This is a genomic window from Nonomuraea sp. B19D2 (genome assembly GCF_040137845.1).
In the GTDB taxonomy this organism is placed as follows: domain Bacteria; phylum Actinomycetota; class Actinomycetes; order Streptosporangiales; family Streptosporangiaceae; genus Nonomuraea.
In genome coordinates this window covers 24,002-43,489 of sequence record NZ_JBEFAK010000037.1, presented here as the reverse complement: position 1 = coordinate 43,489, position 19,488 = coordinate 24,002, and the positions used below count along the sequence as shown (strand labels likewise).

16 protein-coding genes are annotated in these 19,488 nt (G+C 70.4%); 6 read left to right on the top strand and 10 right to left on the bottom strand.

Annotated features, from left to right (window positions below):
• The first annotated feature begins 1,614 nt into the window (after positions 1 to 1,614).
• Positions 1,615 to 1,953, top strand: a complete 339-nt coding sequence (locus ABN273_RS43750; RefSeq protein ID WP_349455465.1) for a hydroxyisourate hydrolase — start codon at positions 1,615 to 1,617, stop codon at positions 1,951 to 1,953.
• Between the two features lie 19 nt (positions 1,954 to 1,972).
• Here ABN273_RS43750 and ABN273_RS43745 read toward each other — a convergent pair whose 3' ends face one another.
• Positions 1,973 to 2,500, bottom strand: a complete 528-nt coding sequence (locus ABN273_RS43745) for a CGNR zinc finger domain-containing protein (RefSeq protein WP_349455532.1) — start codon at positions 2,498 to 2,500, stop codon at positions 1,973 to 1,975.
• A gap of 92 nt (positions 2,501 to 2,592) precedes the next feature.
• Here ABN273_RS43745 and ABN273_RS43740 point away from each other — a divergent pair, with 92 nt between their 5' ends.
• A complete protein-coding gene (locus tag ABN273_RS43740) occupies positions 2,593 to 3,498 on the top strand; it encodes a DMT family transporter (protein ID WP_349455464.1) in 906 nt (301 codons plus the stop codon).
• Positions 3,499 to 3,505: 7 nt separating this feature from the next.
• On the opposite strand, the gene ABN273_RS43735 is transcribed toward ABN273_RS43740, so the two are convergent.
• The 9 genes from ABN273_RS43735 to ABN273_RS43695 form a co-directional block, all read right to left on the bottom strand.
• Positions 3,506 to 3,898: a Fur family transcriptional regulator gene (locus ABN273_RS43735; RefSeq protein ID WP_349455463.1), complete on the bottom strand. Its 393-nt coding sequence runs from the start codon at positions 3,896 to 3,898 to the stop codon at positions 3,506 to 3,508.
• The gene (locus tag ABN273_RS43730; RefSeq protein ID WP_349455531.1) at positions 3,895 to 4,767 is read right to left on the bottom strand and encodes a metal ABC transporter permease; all 873 of its coding nucleotides are present in this window, start codon (positions 4,765 to 4,767) and stop codon (positions 3,895 to 3,897) included. Before ABN273_RS43730 ends, ABN273_RS43735 begins: the two co-directional genes overlap by 4 nt.
• A complete protein-coding gene (locus ABN273_RS43725) occupies positions 4,767 to 5,546 on the bottom strand; it encodes a metal ABC transporter ATP-binding protein (protein ID WP_349455462.1) in 780 nt (259 codons plus the stop codon). Before ABN273_RS43725 ends, ABN273_RS43730 begins: the two co-directional genes overlap by 1 nt.
• The gene (locus ABN273_RS43720) at positions 5,543 to 6,469 is read right to left on the bottom strand and encodes a metal ABC transporter substrate-binding protein (protein WP_349455461.1); all 927 of its coding nucleotides are present in this window, start codon (positions 6,467 to 6,469) and stop codon (positions 5,543 to 5,545) included. The genes ABN273_RS43725 and ABN273_RS43720 overlap by 4 nt, the downstream gene beginning before the upstream one ends.
• Before the next feature lie 92 nt (positions 6,470 to 6,561).
• A complete protein-coding gene (gene fdhD, locus ABN273_RS43715; protein ID WP_349455460.1) occupies positions 6,562 to 7,422 on the bottom strand; it encodes a formate dehydrogenase accessory sulfurtransferase FdhD in 861 nt (286 codons plus the stop codon).
• Positions 7,415 to 8,257: a 2Fe-2S iron-sulfur cluster-binding protein gene (locus ABN273_RS43710; RefSeq protein WP_349455459.1), complete on the bottom strand. Its 843-nt coding sequence runs from the start codon at positions 8,255 to 8,257 to the stop codon at positions 7,415 to 7,417. The genes fdhD and ABN273_RS43710 overlap by 8 nt, the downstream gene beginning before the upstream one ends.
• A complete protein-coding gene (locus ABN273_RS43705) occupies positions 8,254 to 10,047 on the bottom strand; it encodes an NAD(P)H-dependent oxidoreductase subunit E (RefSeq protein ID WP_349455457.1) in 1,794 nt (597 codons plus the stop codon). Before ABN273_RS43705 ends, ABN273_RS43710 begins: the two co-directional genes overlap by 4 nt.
• Positions 10,048 to 10,051: 4 nt before the next feature.
• Positions 10,052 to 11,953 (bottom strand): molybdopterin oxidoreductase family protein, encoded by a 1,902-nt coding sequence (locus ABN273_RS43700; protein WP_349455456.1) that lies wholly within the window; start codon positions 11,951 to 11,953, stop codon positions 10,052 to 10,054.
• A gap of 37 nt (positions 11,954 to 11,990) precedes the next feature.
• Positions 11,991 to 12,968, bottom strand: a complete 978-nt coding sequence (locus ABN273_RS43695) for a 2-dehydropantoate 2-reductase (protein WP_349455455.1) — start codon at positions 12,966 to 12,968, stop codon at positions 11,991 to 11,993.
• Between the two features lie 74 nt (positions 12,969 to 13,042).
• On the opposite strand from ABN273_RS43695, the gene ABN273_RS43690 reads away from it, so the two are divergent.
• The 4 genes from ABN273_RS43690 to ABN273_RS43675 all read left to right on the top strand — a co-directional run bounded on the left by ABN273_RS43690 (position 13,043) and on the right by ABN273_RS43675 (position 19,455).
• A complete protein-coding gene (locus tag ABN273_RS43690; RefSeq protein WP_349455454.1) occupies positions 13,043 to 14,278 on the top strand; it encodes a molybdopterin molybdotransferase MoeA in 1,236 nt (411 codons plus the stop codon).
• A 77-nt stretch (positions 14,279 to 14,355) separates the two neighbouring features.
• Positions 14,356 to 16,029: a thiamine pyrophosphate-binding protein gene (locus ABN273_RS43685; protein WP_349455453.1), complete on the top strand. Its 1,674-nt coding sequence runs from the start codon at positions 14,356 to 14,358 to the stop codon at positions 16,027 to 16,029.
• A gap of 13 nt (positions 16,030 to 16,042) precedes the next feature.
• The gene (frc, locus tag ABN273_RS43680; protein ID WP_349455452.1) at positions 16,043 to 17,266 is read left to right on the top strand and encodes a formyl-CoA transferase; all 1,224 of its coding nucleotides are present in this window, start codon (positions 16,043 to 16,045) and stop codon (positions 17,264 to 17,266) included.
• A gap of 71 nt (positions 17,267 to 17,337) precedes the next feature.
• A complete protein-coding gene (locus ABN273_RS43675; RefSeq protein ID WP_349455451.1) occupies positions 17,338 to 19,455 on the top strand; it encodes an acetate--CoA ligase family protein in 2,118 nt (705 codons plus the stop codon).
• Positions 19,456 to 19,488: the final 33 nt, after the last annotated feature.

Below are 19,488 nucleotides of genomic sequence, written 5' to 3'. Positions count from 1 at the left end.
GATACGACGCCACATCATGTTTTACCTCGCGTTAACAATTGGGGCGCCTGCCGCCGCCCGGCGGGCTGCCTGTTGATCCGAAGCTATGAGCGCCCTCCATCCATTCATTATCCGTTCCCTTCTCGGGCGGCATCCTCCCAGGTCAGGACAGAGATAGAGTGGGGTGGACCGGTCGGCTGCCGATGAATAGGGCCCCGCCTGTCCGGCGACCTCGCGTTACCCCCGCATGGGCTCCCGGGCCGCCCCCGGGGCGTCGCCGTTACCACGAAGCGGGAGGAAAGGGAAGGCTGTCCGGCCGGTGCTCCAGCATTGCGCTGACCGATTATATTGCCGGTATATCTCCGGAGTTGCGCGCGTCCTTGACTGCGAACCTCACCATGCGGATCCCGGGTTGAATCGCCGCATATATCGTCCGGGCGAGTTGTGCGAAATGCGGCCACGTAGATTATGACGGCAACCGCCGGCCGTCATGAGCGAGCCGCTTCGGTGTTCCGGCCGCGCTCGCCGGGATAGCGTTATCGCCAGGATTTCCCACCGGCTCAGGACCGACTTTCCGGCGAGAATAGGCGCTGTTTTCTCCCGTGCCGCCCGCGCGAAAACCGGGGAGTGCCCGGCCGGCCGCCGGCGATGGTTCTCGAGGAAATCGAAGCCCATTTTCCGGAGGCCGGTCGGGGCGAGTGCGTGTTCGTGTGCGGGCTCGCCGGAGAGCGTCCCGTGTCCGGCCACGCCACGATCAACGTGCCGGTGCGGACGGTGAAGAGCTGATCGAACGCACGAGCGGAGCCCCGCCGTCCCGCCATGCGCCGTGATTGACCGAGGTAATGCGACGTTTCCCCTGTTCAGCCGCATAGTGCGCTAACTGCCCGATGCCTGCGCAAAGGGCTCGTCATAGCTCAAACGCGCATGGTTATCGAGCCGGCCAGACGATAACCGCGAGGCCCCGAACTCGGCATGCAGTATTCATCGGAGCTGTTCCACGACACGACGCCTGACTTGTTACGTGAGGTTTGCGCGTGGTTGCGCGACGTGTTAGACCGCGAGCCGGGAGGGAAATGGTTCTCAGCTTCCCGGCCGCGGTGGAGCGCGCCATGCCCTGCGTCTAGGCGGGCCGGATCTAATGGACGGTCCGCAAGCCGCTGAGAAGGCGCCTGCCGGTCCATCCGCACAACGACCGCGGCACTGGCGCGGTGCCGGTGGAGCGGCCCCTACCGGGCCGGGTAAGAAGGGCTCCTGTTCGGCAACGGTGAACCGGCCGGCAACGTGTGCCAGATCACTCTTACGCCGGTCTTGTTGACACTCGGACTTGACCTTGGTAATGCGTCTCCGACATCCGCTAAATCCGGCGTGCCGTCGAATTAGCGGTGCATCGGCGCCACTCTCGCGGGCAGAGATCTCGCGTGTGCCCCGGTCTCCGGCTCGCACCAGGACGCGATCAAGAACGGCGTCGGGCCCTGGCGCGCGAGGCGACCGGGCGGGAACGATCCCCGGATCCGCGGGACGGCCCCGGTGTGGATCATGCTCCGGACGTCTCCGCACAGCCGCACGCCGCGCTGGCCAGGCAGGCGAATAGCAGCTGGAAGGCGCAAGGATAGAAAGCGTCGGAATGGTGAAGACATGAATATCTCTGCGCAGGTGCTCGACGGAGTGTACGGCCGGCCGGCGTCGGGCCTGCGAGTGCGTTTGGAGCAGTCGGTTGACGGCTTGTGGGACGACATCGGGAGAGCTGAGACCGACGGCGACGGAAACGTCAGCAAGTGGGCCGAGTCGAGGCTGTCCCGCGGGCTGTATCGCGTGGTGTTCGACAGTGACTACTATTTCTCCGGCCTCGGCATCGAGGCGATCTATCCGGAGATCGTGGTCGTGTTCCGCATCCGCGACGAGTCCGGCGTCTGCCAGATCTTGATCATGCTGTCTCCGAGCACATACTCCGCGTACTTCGGCACCAGGAGCTGAACGCCGGGGGCCCCGCGCGCTAGGCGCGGCGCCGGGCGCGGTAGGCGGCCACGTGCATGCGGTTGCCGCACGTCCGGCTGTCGCAGTACACCCGGGACCGGTTGCGGGACTCGTCGACGAATACACGGTCGCAGTCGGGGGCCGAGCAGGTGCGCAGACGCTCGACCTCGCCCTCCACCAGCAAATGGGCCAGGGCCACCCCGCAGTCGGCCGCCACGTGCTCGGCCAACGTCGCGTCGGCGGCGAAATAGTGCATGTGGAGCGGGTGGCCGTCGTGCTCGGTCATGCGGGGCGTGATCCGGGTCTCCGACAGCAGGGCGTTCAGCGTGCGGACCGCCGTGGGCTGGTCCGGGGCGGTGAAGACACGGTGGAACGCCTCGCGTACCATCCGCACCTGGCCAAGGTCGCGGGGTGTCAGCTTGGTGACGCCGCTGATCTGGCGGGACTCCACGAATGCCTGCAATTCGGCCAGGCCGGGCAAGCCCTCGTCGCCGCCTGTTGACGGTGAGGTGTTGACCAGCTCGACAACAGTGGCCAAAGAATGCACCATGTCATGGCCAAACGGCATGTTGACTCCTGTCCGCGCCGGGTTCTAGCGTTGTCGCACTGTATCTCCTACATGGACGTCCGGGGGTCACCATGAGTGCACATCGCCGTATCGTGCTGATCGCGATCGCGGGTGCACTGATCATTTCCACCTCCGGCCCCTTGGTGCGGCTCTCAGGTGTATCGCCTGCCACGTCCGCACTGTTCCGCTGTGCGTACGCCGTGCCGCCCATGCTCGTGCTGGCCTGGCTGGAACGGCGCCGGCTCGGGCCGCTGCCCGTCAAGGGGCTCGTGCTCGCCTGGCTCGCAGGGGTGGTGTTCGCGCTCGACCTGCTCTTCTGGCACCACGCGATCGAATACGTGGGCGCGGGACTGGCCACCGTGCTGGGGAACCTGCAGGTGTTCATCGTGGCCTTCGCGGCGTGGGCGGTGTTCCGGGAGCGGCCGTCCACGCGGTTGATGATCGCCACGCCGGTGGTGTTCGCCGGGGTGGTGCTCATCTCCGGGATATTCGACAGCGGCGCCTACGGGAGCGATCCGGTCATGGGGGTGTGGGCGGGGATTGCCACGTCTGTTTCCTATGCGGCGTTTCTGCTGCTGATGAAGGCCGGACCCGCGCGGGCGGCGGGGCCGCTGGCACACGCGACCGTGGTCGCCACCGTGGCCATCGCCGCGCTCAGCCCGCTGTTCGGGGGCGCCGACTTCGTGCCCAGCTGGCCGGCGCACGGGTGGCTGCTGCTGCTCGCGCTGGGGCCGCAGGTGCTGGGCTGGTCGCTGATCACGTTCTCACTGCCGCGCCAGCCCGCCGCGCTCACCGCGCTGCTGCTGCTGATCCAGCCCATGACGACCGTGGCGCTGTCGTCGGTGGCGCTCGGCGAGCGGCCGTCCGTCCTGCAGCTCGCCGGGTGCCTGGTGATCGTCCTTGGCGTTCTGTACGGCTCCGTCAGCCGTTCCCGGGCCCGCGAAGTCCACGACGAGGAGCTGTCGAAGGTCGCGTGAAGCGGGCTCAGCCCACCTTGGCCGGGGCCGAGGAGCAGGACGCACAGGTGCCGAAGACCTCCACCGTGTGGGTGATCTCGGTGAAGCCGTGCTCGCTCCCCACGGCCTCCGCCCACCGCTCGACCGCGGGACCGGCCACCTCCACCGTGTGGCCGCAGCGACGGCAGACCAGGTGGTGGTGATGGACCTCGCTGGCGCACGCGCGGTAGACCGACTCGCCCTCGTCCGTGCGTAGCACGTCGACCTGCCCGCCGTCGGCCAGCGCCTGCAGGGCGCGGTAGACGGTGGTCAGGCCTATCTTGGCGCCGTGCAGACGCATCTCCGCATAGACGTCCTGCGCGCTGCGGAAGCCCTCGCTCTTGCGGAGGGTGTCGTGCACGGCATCGCGCCTCGTCGTCATGCGGCCTCCTCCACGCGCATCTTCGCTCGCTCGTTCACTGTCGACTCCTGGGTACGGCCTCGCCGTACGAATCTACCGATCCCGAGCGCCAGGACGAAGCCGGCGAGAGCAAGAAGCACGATCGCGGCCCCCGGAGGCACCTTCGCCGAGTAGGTGGAGGCCAGCAGGCCGCCCACCGAGGCGAGCACCCCGAACAGCATGGCCAGCCCCATCGTGGTGCGGAACCCCCGCGTGAGCTGCTGGCTCGTGGCCACCGGGATCACCATCAGCGCGCTCACCAGCAGCAGGCCGACCACGCGCATGGCGATCACCACGGTCAGCGCGGCCGTGACCGCGATCAGCAGGCTGAGGAAGCGCACCGGCAGGCCGCTCGCCCTGGCCATCTCCTCGTCCTGGCAGAGCACGAACAGCTCCCTGCCGAAGATCACGACCACCGCGATCACGGCGACGGCCAGCGCGGCGATGACCCAGATGTCCTGGGGCGTCACGCTGGCGATGGCGCCGAACAGGTACGAGTTCAGCTTGGCGTTGCTGCCGCCGGGCGCGATGCCCATGAGCATGACACCGCCCGCGATCCCGCCGTAGAACAGCAGCGCGAGCGCCACGTCGCCGCTCGTCCGCCCGCGGGCCCTGACCAGCTCGATGGCCACCGCCCCGACCACCGCGACGATCACGGCCGTGAGCACGGGCGCAGTGCCCGTCAGGAAGCCCAGGGCCACGCCGGTGAGCGCCACGTGGCCGATGCCGTCGCCCAGCAGCGCCAGCCTGCGCTGCACGATGAACGTCCCCACGGCGGGCGCGCACAGGCCCACCAGCAGCGCGGCGACCAGGGCGAGCTGGAAGAGCTGCTCCTGGAGAAGATCTATGATCATGATACGTCCCCCTGCCACCCCGCCAGCGGTCCCACCGCCGGAGCGGCCGCGTGCGGGTGCTGATGCTCGTGGCCCGGCCTGGCGCACTCGCCCTCCGGGCGCGGCGGGCGGCCGTCGTGCGCGACGCGGCCCTCGCGGATCACCACGCCGCGCGTGATGATCGGCTCCAGCGGCCCCAGCTCGTGCGCGACCAGCACCACCGTCTTGCCGTCGTGCACCAGCCCGGCCAGCGTATCGGCCAGCAACTGCTGCGTCTCGGCGTCCACGCCCGCCGTCGGCTCGTCCATCACGTACGTGTCCGGCTCCCCGGCCAGCGCCCGGGCGATGAGCACCCGCTGCTGCTGCCCGCCGGACAGCGACTGGACGGGGTCGCCGGCGCGGTCGGCCAGCCTGACCGCCTCCAGCGCGTCGGCCACGGCGGCCCGGTCGGCCGGGCTGGTCCTGCGGAGCCGGCTCTGCCTGGCGATGCGGCCCGAGGCCACGACCTCCCGGACGGTGGCGGGCACGCCGCCGCCGACGTGCAGCCGCTGCGGCACGTAGCCGATGCGCCACCAGTCGCGGAACTTGCCGGGCGGGGCGCCGTACACCAGCGTCGAGCCGCCGGACAGCGGCGTGAGGCCGAGCAGCGCGCGGACCAGCGTCGACTTGCCCGAGCCGTTGGCGCCCAGGAGGGCCACGACCTCCCCAGGACAGACGGTCAGGTCGATCCCCCGAAGGACGGGCTTGCCATCGAAGGAGACCCGGCCGTCAGTCATTGCGAAGGCCGTTTCGCTCATGCCGTACACCCCAGTGCTGTTTGTAGGGTTTTGAGGTTATCGCGCATGGCGGACAGGTAGTCGCCGGAGGGCTTGCTCTCCAGCGGGTCGAGCACGGCCGTCTTGGCGCCGACCTCGTTCGCGAGCACCTCGGCCACCTTGGGGCTGACCAGGGACTCGGTGAAGATCGTGGTCACGCCCTCGGACTTGGCGAGCTTGGCCACCTCGGAGATGCGCGCGGGCGACGGCTCGGTCTCCGGGTCGAGCGTGATGCCGACCTGCTTGAGCCCGTAACGGTCCGCCAGGTAGCCGAACGCCTCGTGCGCGGTGACCAGCGTCTTGGTCTTGCACGTGCTCAGGCCCTTGGCGAGCTCCTGGTCGAGCGCCCCGAGCGCGCTCGCCGTCTTGGCGGCGCGGTCCTTGTACCCCTGCGCGTGCGCCGGGTCGGCGGCGGCCAGGCGCTCGCCGAGCTTGGTGGCGACGGTGGCCAGGCGGGACGGGTCGAGCCAGAGGTGCGGATCGTAGGAGACCTCGTGGCCGTGCTCCTCCTCGCCCCCCTCTTCGTGCTCTTCGTGCGCTCCCGCCGGAAGTGTCTTGACGGCCGTCGCGGCGTCGAAGCTCTTGTCCGCGTCCACCGCGTCGTCCACGGCCGGCTGGACGCCCTTGATGTAGACGGTGAGTGCGGCTTTCTGCAGCTCGCTCACCTGCTGGATGCCCAGCTCCAGGTCGTGCGGCTCCACGCCGGGCGCGGTCAGCCCGCTCACGTGCGCGTCGGATCCTCCCACTTGCTCGGTCAGCCACTGGAGCGGGTAGAACGCGGCGACCACCTCGGGCCGGTCCCCCGAGACGGTCTCAGCGGAGCCCGAGCCGCAGGCGGCAGTGGTGAGGAGAGTGGCTCCGGCCAGCAAACCGGCAGCGTACGACCGGGAAAATCCTGACATCATGTGAGTCAGTATGCGCCAAAATGAAAATGGTTGTCAAAATCGGGATGCCGGACGGCGGCTGGGGGCCAGTGGCGCCGTACGGCATCCCGCCATCACCCCGGTGGGTGTGCGCCGGCTGAGCCGTTGCCGACGCCCGAGGTGACGCGCAAGCGCCGCTCGCCCGTGTAGACGTTCATCGAGTCGCCACGCAGGAACCCGATGAGCGTCAGCCCCTCCTCCGCGGCCAGTTCGGCCGCGAGCGACGACGGCGCCGAGACCGCGGCGAGCGCCGGGATCCCGCCCATGACCGCCTTCTGCACCAGCTCGAACGAGGCCCGCCCGGACACCATCAGCACGGTGCCCCGCAGCGGGAGCCGGCCGTTGCGCAGCGCCCAGCCGAGCAGCTTGTCCACCGCGTTGTGCCGGCCCACGTCCTCGCGCACGCACAGCGGCTCGCCGTCGGCCGTGAACAGGCCGGCCGCGTGCAGGCCCCCGGTGCGGTCGAACACCCGCTGGGCCGCACGCAGCCGGTCCGGCAGGGTGACGACGACTGACTGCGCCAGCTCGACCGGGTCGTCGCCGGCGCTCCAGCGAGCCACTGTGCGCACCGCCTCCAGCGACGCCTTGCCGCAGACGCCGCAGGAGGACGTGGTGTAGAAGTTGCGCGGCGCGGGCGCCTCGACGCCGGGCGCCAGCCGCACGTCGAGCACGTTGTAGGTGTTCCCGCCGTCCACCGTCGCGCCCGCGCAGTAGCGGATGGTGGCGATGTCGTCCGCCGAGCCCACGGCCCCCTCGCTGACCAGGAACCCGGCGGCCAGGTCGAAGTCGTCGCCGGGGGTGCGCATGGTGACCGTCAGCGGCGTCCCGTCGAGGCGGATCTCCAGCGGCTCCTCGGCCGCCAGCGAGTCGATCCGGCGCGTGCGGGCCGTGTCCTGCACGCGCAGGATCCGCCTCTTGACCGCGATCCTAGACATAGCCGTACCCGAAGCGGCCCTTGACGCACAGGTTGCCCTTGGTCACCGGGTTGTCGTGCGGCGAGGTCACCTTGACGATCTTGTTGTCCTGCACGTGCAGGGTCAGGTTGCAGCCGACCCCGCAGTAGCTGCAGATCGTGGTGGTCTCCGTCTGCCTGGACTCGTCCCAGGTGCCCTCTGCCCGCATGTCGAACTCGCTCTTGAACGACAGCGCGCCCGTCGGGCACACCTCGACGCAGTTGCCGCAGTAGACGCAGGCCGAGTCGGTGAGCGGGGCGTCGAACTCCGTGGAGATCGTCGCGTCGAAGCCCCGGCCCGCGACGCCGATGGCGAAGGTGTTCTGCCACTGGTCGCCGCAGGCGTCCACGCACTTGTAGCAGAGGATGCACTTGCTGTAGTCGCGTACGTAGAGGTCGTTGTCCACCTTGGCGGGCTGTTCCACCGTGGCCGCGTCGTCGCCGAACCGCGAGGGGTCGGCGCCGTACTCCTCGACCCACTCGGCGGCACGAGGGGTGGTCGACATGTCCACGGAGGAGCCGAGCAGCTCCAGCACCACCTTGCGGCTCTGCCTGGCGCGCTCGGTGCCGGTGCCGACCTTCATGCCCGGCTCGGCCTTCCTGGAGCAGGCGGGCGCGAGCGTCCTGGCGCCCTCCACCTCCACGACGCAGACGCGGCAGGCGTTCTTCGGGGTCAGGGTGTCGCCGTAGCAGAGGGTCGGGACGTCCTTCCCCGCCGCCTGGCAGGCGTCGAGGATCGTCGAGCCCTCCGGCACACGTACGTCCTCGCCGTCGATCTGGACGTCGATGAGCCGCCGGGGCGGCTGGAGCAGGATCATCTGAACACCCCCAGGCGGTCGATGGCGGATTCGACGGCGTTCCAGGCGGTCTGTCCCAGGCCGCAGATGGAGGCGTCGCGCATGGTCTGGCCGACCTCGCGCAGCAGCACGAGATCGTCGTCGGAGACCCGGCGTGACAGGCGGTGCAGGGCCTCCTCCTGCCGTACGGTGCCCACCCGGCAGGGCACGCACTGGCCGCACGACTCGTCGCGGAAGAACTCCGCGATGCGCAGCAGCAGCCGTTTCATGTCCACGGTGTCGTCGATGACGAGCACCACGCCGGAGCCGAGCGTGGCCCCCGCGTTCCTGGTGCCCTCGAAGGTGAGCGGGATGTCCAGGTCGGTGACGAACGCGCCGGCCGCGCCGCCGAGCAGGACCGCCCTGGTCGTGCCGGTGGTCCCGGCCAGCTCCACCAGTTCGCGCAAGGTGGCGCCGAACGTCAGCTCGTACACGCCGGGCCGCTCGACCGCGCCCGAGACGCAGAACAGCTTGGGCTCGGCCGCCGCGTACGCCTGGGCGCCGCGCTCCAGGATCGGCAGCACGTTGACCAGCGTCTCGACGTTGTTGACCACGGTCGGCTTGCCGAACAGCCCCTTCTCCACGGGGAACGGCGGCTTGCTGCGCGGCTCGCCGCGCTCACCCTCGATGGAGTTGAAGATCGCGGTCTCCTCGCCGCAGATGTACGCGCCCGCGCCTCTCCGCAGCTCGATGTCGAACGACAGCCCCTTGCCCAGGATGTCGTCGCCGAGCAGCCCCCGGGCGCGGGCGGTCGCGATGGCGTGCTGGAGTCGCGCGGTCGCACGGGGGTACTCGCCCCTGATGTAGAGGTAGCCCTTGGCGCAGCCGGTGGCGTAGCCGGCGATCGTCATGGCCTCCACCAGCGCGTACGGGTCGCCCTCCATGATGACCCGGTCCTTGAACGTGCCCGGCTCGCTCTCGTCGGCGTTGCACACCAGGTAGTGCGGGTGGTCGGGCTGCCGCGCGGTGGCGTCCCACTTGCGGCCGGTCGGGAACGCGGCGCCACCCCTGCCGACCAGCCCCGACTCCAGCACCTCACGGATCACCCCGGCGGGGCCCAGCTCGAACGCCCGCCTGAGCGCGCTGTAGCCGCCGGCCGCGCGGTAGTCGTCCAGGCTCCCGGGATCGGTCGTGCCGACCCTCCTGAGCAGGACCAGCCCGTCCTGCCCGGCCTGCGGCACGGCGTCCCGCACCGGGGCGTCGCCGGCCACGTCGAGGCTGGGGGTGCTGCCGTTGGGGCTCGGCGTGTCGGCGATCGTGTCGGCGTGCGCGGGGGCGTACACCTGGGCCTTCGGGGGTGTGCCCGCCTCCAGGGCGAGCGCGGCGGGGGCGCGTTCGCACAGGCCCAGGCAGGGGCTCTCGTGCCACGACCGGCCCTGCGGGCCGAGCGCCTCCTCGACCCGCCTGCGCACGTCCTCCGCGCCCTTCGCCTGGCAGGCCAGGTCGGTGCAGACGTGCAGCACCCGCTTCGGGCGCGGCTCCATGGAGAACAACGAGTAGAACGTGGCCACCCCGTACGCCTCCGCGGGCGGCACGGTGAGGCGGCGGCAGATGTACTCGAGCGCGCCCTCGCTGATCCACCCGACCCGGTCGTTGACCGCGTGCAGGGCGGGCAGCAGCAGCTCGCGCTGCGACTCGGCGCGGGCGGCCACCCGCAGGTCGGTCTCGGTCCTCGAGCCGCCCTCCCATGCGGTGGCGGGCGGTCCGAGCAGGGCGTCGACCGCCGCGCGCTCCTCCTCGGACGGCTCGGCGCCGCGGAACCTCAGATCCATCTGATCACCCGGCCTTAACGAGCTTCTCGACGCGTACGGCTGCCGCCTTGAACTCGGCCGTGCCCGCGATCGGGCAGGTGGCCTCGATGGTCAGGGCATTGGTGTCCACCTCGTCCGGGAAGTGGAAGGTCATGAACACCAGCCCGGGCCGCAGGGCGGGATCGATGAACACCGGCGCGACCACCGACCCGCGCCGCGAGCTGATCCGCACCTCCTCGCCCGCGACGACGCCGAGCCGCTCGGCGTCCTCCGGGCACAGCTCCACCGTCTCGCCGCGGCGCAGGGGAGAGGCGAACCCGGAGGACTGCACGCCCGTGTTGTACGAGTCGAGCCGCCGCCCGGTCGTCAGCCGCAGCGGATATTCCTCGTCCAGCAGGTCCACCGGCGGAGAGTGGCGCAGCACCGCGAACGGCGCCGGCACGCCCCGCTTGACCGGGTCGCTCTCCCACAGCCTGCCGTGCAGGTAGGGCGGCTCCAGCGAGTCCTCCGACGGGCAGGGCCACTGGATGCCCTGCAGGTCGGCCAGCCGCTGGTACGTCATGCCCTTGTGCTGGGGCGACATGGCGCGCAGCTCGTTCCAGACCTCCTCCGCGCCGTCGTAGTGCCAGTCGTGGCCCAGCCTGCGGGCGATCTCGCACATGATCCAGATGTCGTCGCGCGCCTCGCCCGGCGGTTCCACGGCCTTGCGCACCCGCTGGACCCGGCGCTCGCTGTTGGTGAACGTGCCGTCCGCCTCGCACCAGGCGGCGCTGGCGGGCAGCACGACGTCGGCCATCTGGGCGGTCTTGGTGAGGAAGATGTCCTGCACGACCAGGTGGTCCAGCATGGACAGGCGCTTGATGCAGGCCAGGGAGTCGGCCTCGGACTGCACGGGGTTCTCACCGATGAGGTAGCAGGTGGTCACCTCGCCCTCGGCCATCGCCTCCAGCATCTGGGTGAGGTTGAGGCCGTACCTGGGCTGGATCTCCCTGCCCCACGCGCCCTCGAAGCGCGCCCTGATGTTCGGGTCGAGAATGTCCTGGAAGCCGGGCAGGCGGTTGGGGATGGCGCCCATGTCGCCGCCGCCCTGCACGTTGTTCTGGCCGCGCAGCGGCGACAGGCCCGAGCCGTAGCGGCCGACGTGGCCGGTGAGCAGAGCCAGGTTGATGAGGGCCCGTACGTTGTCCGTCGCGTTGTGGTGCTCGGTGATGCCGAGCGTCCAGCACAGCTGGGCGCGGTCGGCGCGGGCGTAGGCGTGGGCCAGCTCGCGGATGGCGTCGGCGGGCACGCCGGTGACCTGTTCGGCGGCGGTGAGCGTCCACGGCTCGACCGACTCCCTGAACTCCTCGAACCCGGCCGTGGCCCGCTCGATGAACGCCTCGTTGTGCAGCCCGGCGTGGATGATCTCCCTGGCCACCGCGTGGGCGAGGGGGATGTCGGTGCCCACGTTGAGCCCCAGCCACAGGTCGGCCCACTGGGCGGTGCCGGTGCGGCGCGGGTCCACCGCGAACATCCGCGCGCCGTTGCGAATGCCCTTCAGCACGTGCTGGAAGAAGATGGGATGGGCGTTGCGCGCCGCCGAGCCCCACATCACGATCACATCGGTGTCCTCCACCTCCTGGTAGGAGGAGGTGCCGCCACCGCTGCCGAACACCGCCGACAGCCCGGCCACGCTCGGCGCGTGGCAGGTGCGGTTGCAGGAGTCCACGTTGTTGGTGCCGATCACCACACGGGTGAACTTCTGCCCGATGTAGTTCATCTCATTGGTGGAGCGGGCGCACGACAGCATGGCGAAGCTGTCGGGGCCGTGCCTGGCGATATTGCGGCGGAAACCCTCCGCCGCCCGCTCGAGCGCCTCCTCCCAGGTCGCTCTGCGCAGCACGCCGTTCTCGCGCACCAGTGGATGGGTCAGGCGGTCATAGCTCATGATCCCTCCATTCTGTATACAGGCTACGGTATTCGTGCTACCCCGCGCGGACAAGGTTCGCGTTGAGCAGGTCGCTCACCGCGTGGATCGCGCGCAGCGTCGGCACCTCGGCGCCGGTGAGGTCGGCCAGCTCGACCACCGCCGCCAGCAGCACGTCCAGCTCCAGCGGCTTGCCCTTCTCCAGGTCCTGGAGCGTGGAGGTCTTGTGCTCGCCTGCCTTCTCCGCGCCCCGCAGGCGGCGCTCGATCGAGATCCCCGGATCGCAGCCGACCCTCCTGGCCACCTCGACGGACTCCCGCATCATGGCCACGACCAGCTCCCTGGCGCCGTCGTGGCGGCAGATCCCGGCCATGGTCGCCCTGGCCAGCGCGCTGATCGGGTTGAAGGCGATGTTGCCCATGAGCTTGATCCAGACGTCGCGCCGCAGGTCGCGCTCCACCGGGCACTTCAGCCCGCCCGCGATCGCGGCCTCGCTGAAGGCGGCGCACCGCTCGGTCAGCCGGCCGTCCGGCTCGCCGATGGAGAAGCGGGTGCCTTCGAAGTGGCGGATCACGCCGGGCCGCTCGATCTCGGTGGCGGCGTACACGACGCAGCCGACGGCGCGGTGCAGGGGCAGCGCGGCCGTGACCGCGCCGCCCGGGTCGACACTCTCGATGCGGTAGCCCTCGTAGGGGCCCTTGAGCCCGTGGAAGTACCACCACGGGATGCCGTTCTGCGCGGCGATGATGCTCGTGGACTCGTGCAGGAGCGGCTTGATCATGGGGCCGGCCGAGGCGTAGCTGTTCGCCTTGAGGCCCAGGAAGACGTGGTCCACCGGGCCGACCTCGGCGGGGTCGTCGGTGGCATGGGGGTGGGCGGTGAAGTCGCCCCTGGGGGTGAGCACCCGCACACCGGCGCGGCGTATCGCCTGAAGGTGCTCGCCTCTCGCGATGAGGTGCACCTCGACTCCCGCCCGGTGGAGGGCGGCCCCCACGTATGCGCCGATGGCGCCGGCGCCAAGAACAGCGACCTTCAAAGCTGCGCTCCGTTCTCGCGTCGGATTTGCATTCGGTATACAGTATGGAAAAACGCGGGTCAAGGAGCGTGCCCATGACCGTTTCGCAGGTGGAGGCGACGACCTGGTCCGCCGCGCGCGCCCTCGCAGCGGCGTCCGCGGTCCCGCTGGGGCCCGTCTTGGCGCCGTTGTCCGACGCGCTCGGTTGCCGCCTCGCCGCGCCGTTGACGGCGCTGGTGGCGGTGCCGGGAGTGGACGTCGCGGCAATGGACGGCTACGCGGTGGCCGGCGCCGGTCCGTGGCGCGTGATGGGATGCGTGCTGGCCGGTGGTGCGCGCTACGGACCCGAGCTCCGGCCGGGCGAGGCGGTGGAGATCGCCACCGGTGCTCCGACACCCGCGGGGGCGTCGGCGGTGCTGCCCTACGAGCACGCGGCTGAGGTGTCGCTTGCCGGGCCGGTGGCGGTGCCCCGGGCGCGGGTGGAGGCGGAGCCGGTGTGGGTGGATGGCGCAGTGGAGGCGGGGCGGCACATCCGGCGGCGCGGCGAGGACATCGCCGAGGGTGCGGTGGTGCTCGGCGCGGGCGCGGTGGTGACCCCGGTGGCGCTGGGCCTGGCCGCCGCACTGGGCCATGACCAACTCCTGGTACGCCCGAAGCCGCGCGTGGCGGTGCTGGTGACGGGCGACGAGGTCGTGCACGAGGGCCTCCCCGCGCCGGGCCGGGTGCGCGACGCCATCGGCCCGTTCCTGCCGGGGCTGGTGGCGTGGGCCGGAGGCCGGGTGGCGAGCACGGACCGGCTGCCCGACGGCGAGCACGCGCTGCGCACCGCACTCGCCGCGCAGGCGAAGGCGGTGGCGGTGGCGGGCGTCGACGTGGTCGTCGTGTGCGGCGCGTCGTCCAAGGGCCCCGCCGACCACCTCAGGGCCGTGCTCGGCGACCTCGGCGCCGACGTGCTCATCGACGGCGTCGCCGTGCGGCCCGGACACCCGCAGCTCCTGGCCCGGCTGCCGGAAGGGCCACTGGTCGTGGGGCTGCCGGGGAACCCGTTCGCGGCCCTCGGTGCGGCCCTCACGCTGCTCGTCCCCATTCTGCGCGAACTGGCCGGAACCCCGGCCCGCACGGAGACGTCGGCGCTGGCCGGGGCGGTGCGGGCGCATCCGCACGACACCCGGCTCGTCCCGGTCAGGAGGTCCGGCCGGGGCGCGGTGCCGGTGGGGCACGATCGGCCGGGCTCGTTGTGGGGAGCGGCGCTGGCCGACGCCCTGGCCGTCGTCCCCCCGCGGTGGGCCGGTGAGCAGGTCGAGCTGATCGAGTTGCCTCCTGGGGGCTAGACAGGCCGATCGGGAGGGAGTAACCATTGCGGTCATACGGTATGCAGTATGCGGAAGACAGCGCCGGGAAAGGTGGCATGATGTCGGAAACGATCTCTGGCGGTCATCTCGTAGCCAAGGCACTCAAGGCCGAGGGCGTGGATGTGATCTACACGCTCTGCGGCGGCCACATCATCGATATCTATGACGGCTGCGTCGATGAGGGCATCGAGGTCATCGACGTACGCCACGAGCAGGTAGCCGCGCACGCGGCGGACGGGTACGCGCGCATCACCGGCAAGCCCGGCTGCGCGGTGGTCACCGCGGGACCGGGCACGACCGACGCGGTCACCGGCGTGGCCAACGCCTTCCGCGCGGAGAGCCCCATGTTGCTCATCGGCGGCCAGGGAGCGCTGAGCCAGCACAAGATGGGCTCGCTGCAGGACCTGCCGCACGTGGACATGATGACCCCGATCACCAAGTTCGCCGCCACGGTGCCCAGCACGGAACGGGTGGCCGACATCGTGTCGATGGCCTTCCGTGAGTGCTACCACGGCGCTCCCGGGCCGTCGTTCCTGGAGATCCCGCGTGACGTGCTCGACGCGAAGGTCCCGGTGGAGAAGGCCCGCGTCCCCAAGCCGGGGCACTACCGGGCCTCCACGCGTCAGCAGGGCGACCCCGAGGCGATCGAGCGGCTGGCGGACCTGCTGGCGCACGCCGAGAAGCCGTGCATCCTGCTCGGGAGCCAGGTGTGGACGTGCCGGGCGACCGACGCCGCGATCGACTTCGTACGGGCCCTGAACGTGCCCGCGTACATGAACGGCTCCGGCCGCGGCACGCTCCCGCCGGGCGACCAGCACCACTTCCAGCTCAGCCGCAGGTACGCCTTCACCAACGCCGACCTGATCATCATCGTCGGCACCCCGTTCGACTTCAGGATGGGCTACGGCAAGCGCCTCTCGCCGACCGCCACCGTGGTCCAGATCGACCTCGACTACCGCACTGTCGGGAAAAATCGGGACATCGACCTGGGGATCGTGGGCGACGCGGGCCTCATCCTCGCGGCGGCGACCCAGGCCGCCAGCGGCCGCATCGAGAACGCGGTCGCCAAACGCAAGGAGTGGATGGACGAGCTGCGCGCGGTCGAGACCCAGGCGTACGAGAAGCGCCTGCCCCGCCAGCTCTCCGACGCCCAGCCCATCGACCCGTACCGCCTGGTCCACGAGATCAACGAGTTCCTGACCGAGGACACCATCTACATCGGCGACGGCGGCGACATCGTCACCTTCTCGGGCCAGGTCGTCCAGCCCAAGTCGCCCGGCCACTGGATGGACCCGGGCCCGCTCGGCACGCTCGGCGTCGGCATGGCCTTCGCGATGGCCGCCAAGCAGGCGCGGCGCGACAAGGAGGTGCTCTGCCTGTTCGGTGACGGCGCCTTCAGCCTGACCGGGTGGGACTTCGAGACCATGGTCCGCTTCGACCTGCCGTTCATCGGGGTCATCGGCAACAACTCGTCCATGAACCAGATCAGGTACGGCCAGGCCGCCAAGTACGGCGAGGACCGCGCCCGCGTCGGCAACACCCTCGGCGACATCCGCTACGGCGACTTCGCCAAGCTGCTCGGCGGCCACGGCGAGGAGGTGCGCGACCCGGCCGAGATCCGCCCCGCGCTGGAGCGGGCCAGGGAGTCTGGCAAGCCCTCGCTGATCAACGTATGGGTGGATCCGGAGGTCTACGCCCCCGGAACCATGAACCAGACCATGTACAAGTAGGGGATACGCCAACATGAAGGCTCTCGAAGGTGTCCGCGTCCTCGACATGACCCATGTCCAGTCGGGCCCGTCCTGCACCCAGCTGCTCGCCTGGCTGGGCGCGGACGTGGTCAAGCTGGAGGCCCCGACCGGCGACATCACCCGGCAGCAGCTCCGCGACCTGGCGGGCGTCGACAGCCTCTACTTCACGATGCTCAACTGCAACAAGCGCAGCATCACCCTCAACATGAAGAGCGAGCGCGGCAAGGAGATCTTCACCGAGCTGGTGAAGAGCGCCGACATCCTGGTGGAGAACTTCGGCCCGGGCGCGGTCGACCGCATGGGCTTCACCTGGGAGCGCCTCCAGGAGCTCAACCCGCGCCTGATCTACGCCTCGATCAAGGGCTTCGGCACCGGCAGGTACGCCAAGTTCAAGGCGTACGAGGTGATCGCCCAGGCCATGGGCGGCTCGATGAGCACCACCGGCTTCGAGGAGGGCCCGCCGCTGGCCACCGGGGCACAGATCGGCGACTCGGGCACCGGCATCCACACGGTGGCCGGCATCCTGGCCGCCCTCTACCAGCGCCAGCAGACCGGCCGCGGGCAGCGCGTGCAGGTGGCCATGCAGCACGCCGTGCTGAACCTGTGCCGCGTCAAGCTCCGCGACCAGCAGCGGTTGGCGCACGGCCCGCTGCGCGAGTACCCGAACAAGACGTTCAGCGACGAGGTGCCCCGCTCGGGCAACGCCAGCGGCGGCGGCCAGCCCGGCTGGGCGGTGCGCTGCGCGCCCGGCGGCCCGAACGACTACATCTACGTCATCGTGCAGCCGATCGGCTGGAAGCCGATCTCCACCATCATCGGCCGTCCGGAACTGGCCGACGACCCCGAGTGGGCGACGCCGGAGGCGCGGCTGCCGAAGCTGGACAAGCTGTTCCAGCTCATCGAGGAGTGGACGATCCGCCACGACAAGTGGACGGTCCTCGACCGGCTCAACGCCGAGAACATCCCCTGTGGGCCGATCCTGTCCACCAAGGAGCTGGCCGAGGACGAGAGCCTGCGCGAGGAGGGCATCGTCGTCACGGTCGACCACCCGGAGCGCGGCGAGTTCGTGACCGTCGGCAGCCCGCTGCAGCTGTCGGACTCCCCGGTGGACGTCCGGACGCCGCCCCTGCTCGGCGAGCACAACCAGGAGATCTACAGCGAGCTCGGCGTGAGCGCGGACGAGCTGGCTGAACTGAAGACGAACGGAGTCATCTAGTGGAGCGGCGAGTAAGGCCCGACAGCGGCAGCCTCCAGCGTAACCAGGGAGGGCCCGTAGGGAGCGCGACCATGGGCGCAGTCGGGGAAGTCATCGAGAAGGCGCTCGCCGAGGGCCGCACGGCCCTGACGGCTCCCGAGGGGCGCAAGCTGTGCGCGGAGTACGGCATCGCCACCCCGGGCGAGGGCCTGGCCACCTCGGCCGACGAGGCGGTCGCCATCGCCGAGCGCATCGGCCTCCCGGTCGTGCTGAAGATCGTCTCGCCCGACATCCTGCACAAGACCGACGCCGGCGGCGTGCTGGTCGGGCTCAACACCGGGGAGGAGGTCCGGGCGGGCCACGACACGATCCTGGCCAACGCCCGCGCCTACAACCCCGGCGCCAAGATCGACGGCGTCCAGGTGCAGCAGCTCGTCGGCGGCGGTCACGAGGTCATCGTCGGCGCCGTCACCGACCCCACCTTCGGCAAGGTCATCGCCTTCGGACTGGGCGGCGTCCTGGTCGAGGTGCTCAAGGACGTGACCTTCCGGCTCGCCCCGGTCTCGGGTGAAGATGCCCTTGGGATGCTGGACGACATCAGGGCGGCGGAGGTGCTCCGGGGCGTCCGTGGCGCGGAGCCCGCCAACCGGGAGGCACTCGCGGAGCTGATCGAGCGCGTCGGCAGGCTGGTCTCCGACTTCCCCGAGATCGTGGAGGTGGACCTCAACCCGGTCTTCGTGGACGCGAACGGCGCGGTCGCCGCCGACGTGCGCATCCTCATCGGCGACAAGCCCGCCGAGGTCAGCCGGCTGCCGCGCGAGGAGATCCTTCGGCAGATGACGCGGATCTTCAAGCCGCGCTCGGTCGCCGTGATCGGCGCCTCGGCCGAGACCGGCAAGATCGGCAACTCGGTCATGCGCAACCTCATCAACGGCGGCTACCAGGGTCAGATCTTCCCGATCAACCCCAAGGCCGACGAGATCATGGGGCTGACCGCGTACAAGAGCATCTCGGATGTCCCGGGGGACGTGGACGTGGCCGTGTTCGCGATCCCCGCCAAGTTCGTGGCGCCCGCGCTGGAGGAGGTGGGGCAGAAGGGGGTGGCGGGCGCCGTCATGATCCCGTCGGGGTTCGCCGAGACGGGGAACGTCGAGGGCCAGAAGGAGATCGTCGAGATCGCGCGCAGGCACGGCGTGCGCATGCTGGGGCCGAACATCTACGGCTACTACTACACGCCGGAGAACCTCTGCGCGACGTTCTGCACCCCGTACGACGTCAAGGGCAGCGTGGCGCTGACCTCGCAGAGCGGCGGCATCGGCATGGCCATCCTGGGCTTCAGCCGGACCACCAAGATGGGCGTCTCGGCCATCGTCGGCGTCGGCAACAAGGCCGACGTGGACGAGGACGACCTGCTGACCTTCTTCGAGCAGGACGACAACACCAAGGCCGTGGCCATGCACCTGGAGGACCTCAAGGACGGGCGCGGCTTCGTCGAGGCCGCGCGCAGGGTCGTCAAGCAGAAGCCGGTCATCGTGCTCAAGGCCGGCCGCACCGCGATGGGCGCGCGGGCGGCGGGCTCGCACACGGGCGCGCTGGCGGGCGACGACAAGGTGTACGACGACATCCTGCGGCAGGCCGGGGTGGTGCGCGCACCGGGGCTGAACGACATGCTGGAGTACGCCCGCGCGCTGCCGATCCTGCCCGCGCCCGAGGGCGAGAACGTCGTCATCATCACCGGGGCGGGCGGCTCCGGCGTGCTGCTCTCGGACGCCGTCGTGGACGCCGGGCTGACGCTCATGGACATCCCGCCCGACCTGGACGCGGCGTTCCGCGCCTACATCCCGCCGTTCGGCGCGGCGGGCAACCCCATCGACATCACCGGCGGCGAACCGCCCTCCACGTATGAGAACACGGTCCGCCTGGGCCTGGCCGACGAGCGCATCCACGCGCTGGTCCTGGGCTACTGGCACACGATCGTGACGCCGCCGATGGTCTTCGCCGAACTCGTCGCCCGTGTGGTGGCGGAGGAGCGGGCGAAGGGCAATGTCAAGCCGGTAGTGGCGTCGCTCGCCGGCGACACCGAGGTCGAGGAGGCCAGCGAGTACCTGTTCGAGCACGGCGTGGTCGCGTACCCGTACACGACGGAAAAGCCCGTGGCGGTCCTCGGTGCGAAGTACCGCTGGGCCAGGGCGGCTGGACTGCTGCGCTAAGAGCCGAGCGCAGCAGCCAGAGGCGAGGGGGCT